Here is a 1,927-nt window from a genome sequence, read left to right as displayed (position 1 = left end):
CAACATGAAGCTCTACACCGGCGACAACGCCGGCCACGTCACCGGCGGCACCGACATGCTCGGCAGCACCGGCTGGTGGGCGGGCTTCTGATGGGTCACACCCGCCGCCGCCGCGCCCTCGTCACGGGCGCGGCGGCGCTCGCCCTGGTCCTCGCCGCTCCGGTCGCCGCGACGGCGCAGACCACTGCGGCGGACGGCACCATCCAGCTCAACGAGGCACCCCGCGACCATCAGCTGTTCCCCCGCGACCGGGTCTCCGGCAAGGCCGTCGTCCCGATCACCGGAAGCGTGTCCCGTCCCGGGACGACCGCCGTGCGCCTGGACGTCCTCCGGGACGGCATCCAGGTGTCGTCCAGCAGTGTCCCCGTCAGCGGGGCCGGCTCGACGTTCTCGTTCGCCCCGGAGATCGTGGCGAGCCTCAACAGCTACGCCTTCCGTCTCTACTCCGTCGCCGGGTCGACCGCCACGCTCCAGGCCGCCTGGACCGACATCGTCGCCGGTGACGTGTTCATCGTGAACGGGCAGTCCAACGCCGCGGCCCGCAAGCAGTTCCCGTCCAACCCGGACAACCCCGGCGACACCTCCAACTCCAGCAATGGTGACCGGTCGCCCTGGGTGCGGACGTTCGGTTCCTCGACCAGTGATCCGACCGCGTCCGTCCAGGACGACGTCTGGCGGACCGCGGACGGCGACGCATACCAGGCGCCGGGTGCGGTCGGCCAGTACGGGCTGCGACTGGGCCGCCAGGTGGTGAACACCGACGGCATCCCCGTCGCCGTCCTCCAAGGCGGACACGAGGGCGTACCGGTCGGCTTCTTCCAGCGCAATGACGCGAACCCGGCTGCCGCGGACACCAGCTACGGCCGCCTCCTGAGCCGTGCGCAACGCGCCGGCGTCCAGCAGCGGGTCAGCGCCATTTTCTGGTACCAGGGCGAGTCCGACAACAACGACGTCGCGGCCCAGACCACTGGCTTCCGCTCCCTCCTGGACGACTGGAAGGCCGACTACCCGGGCGTGCAGCACGTGTACGCCCATCAGATCCGCAACGGCTGCCTCGACGCGGGCGGCCGGCCGCAGAACTCGTACGAGGAACGCGAGGCCCAGCGACGATACGCGGACCTGCCGGGCGTCACCGTCCTGTCCACCACCGGGCTGGACGGCCAGGGCCCCGACAACTGCCACTTCTACTACGTCGGCGGCTATCGCGACCTCGCCGACCGCGACTTCGTCGCGGTGGCCCGTGACTACTACGGGGGCAGTGCGACGGCGAGTACCGCCCCGGACCCCGCCCGGGCATGGTTCTCGAAGGCCGACCGCACCGAGATCACGATCGCCCTCCGGCACCTCTCGGACACCGTGGTCGCAAGCTGTGGCCCGGTGACCGACTTCCTCGTCAACGGGAGCGCGGTGTCCGTGGCGGCCGTCGCGGTACGCCCGGGATTCATCCACCTGCGGCTGTCTGGACCTGCGTCGGGCGCGACCGGCGTCAGCTACATCGGCCACGACGGAGCCGGCCCGTGGATCACCAACAGCAACGGGATGGGCCTGCTGGCGTTCTACGACCTCCCGCTCCCGGCGGGTCAGGCGGTCGCGTTCCCGACGCCCCTCGCCACGTGCCCGCCGACCCCACCACGAGCTCGTGCCTCGGCTCGGACGGTGGCCGGTGATTTCAACGGTGACGGCAAGCAGGACATCGCCGGGATCGACGCCGACAACAACCTCAAGCTCTACACCGGCGACGGTGCGGGCCACGTCTCGGGCGGCAGCAACATGCTCGGCCACGACGGCCTGTGGGCCAACTTCAAGTCCATCGCCGCAGGCGACTTCAACGCCGACGGCAAGCAGGACATCGCCGGGATCGACGCCAGCAACAACCTCAAGCTCTACACCGGCGACGGCGCGGGCCACCTCGCCGGCGGCACCGACA

At 70.7% G+C, this 1,927-nt stretch carries 1 protein-coding gene; it reads left to right on the top strand.

The window, feature by feature from the left end; genetic code table 11:
- Positions 1-90: 90 nt before the first annotated feature.
- Positions 91-1,927, top strand: a 1,837-nt coding sequence (locus tag ACZ4YL_RS41280) for a sialate O-acetylesterase (protein ID WP_468123664.1), incomplete at its 3' end; no start/stop codon positions are given.

The organism is Streptomyces sp. NPDC030021, from assembly GCF_055574035.1.
This window is presented reverse-complemented; position numbering and strand designations above follow the sequence as displayed.